General features: G+C 43.2%; 1 protein-coding gene (cut by a window edge). It reads left to right on the forward strand.

Going from position 1 to position 410, the window contains the following annotated elements; translation table 11 throughout:
- Positions 1 to 312: the 3' portion of a TonB-dependent receptor gene (locus Q0192_RS17940; protein ID WP_299291746.1), read on the forward strand. Its footprint begins 2,610 nt before the window's first position; 312 of the gene's 2,922 nt are visible here — the last part of the coding sequence; its start codon lies off the left edge, out of view; it ends in the stop codon at positions 310 to 312.
- The last annotated feature ends 98 nt before the right edge of the window (positions 313 to 410 follow it).

The raw sequence follows: 410 nt of genomic DNA on the forward strand, positions 1-410 counted from the left end.
GGTTTTAACACGCCGATTTTATCTACCAACCTTTCTTTTGGCAACCGCGAGATCATCAAAAATTTAGGTTTTAACGTGATTTACAAATGGCAGCAAGGGTTTTTGTGGGAAAGCCCGCTGGTTACCGGTTCCGTTCCGGCCATCCATACTTTTGATGCACAAGTTTCGCTGCGTGTGCCGCAATACAAAGCCAGCATTAAAATGGGCGCAACCGATTTATTGAACCGACGTTACATCCAATACGCCGGCGGCCCAACGCTTGGCGGTTTGTATTATGTGGCCATTACGTTGGATGGTTTGCTGGAGAAATAGTTCGATACTGTTTTTATGGGCATAAAAACAGTATTGGCTGCTGTTGTCATTTCCTTTAGATTAGCAGATGAATAAAAGGCATAGTTATTATTGTTGTT

This window comes from uncultured Mucilaginibacter sp. (assembly GCF_937859865.1).
GTDB lineage: Bacteria > Bacteroidota > Bacteroidia > Sphingobacteriales > Sphingobacteriaceae > Mucilaginibacter_A.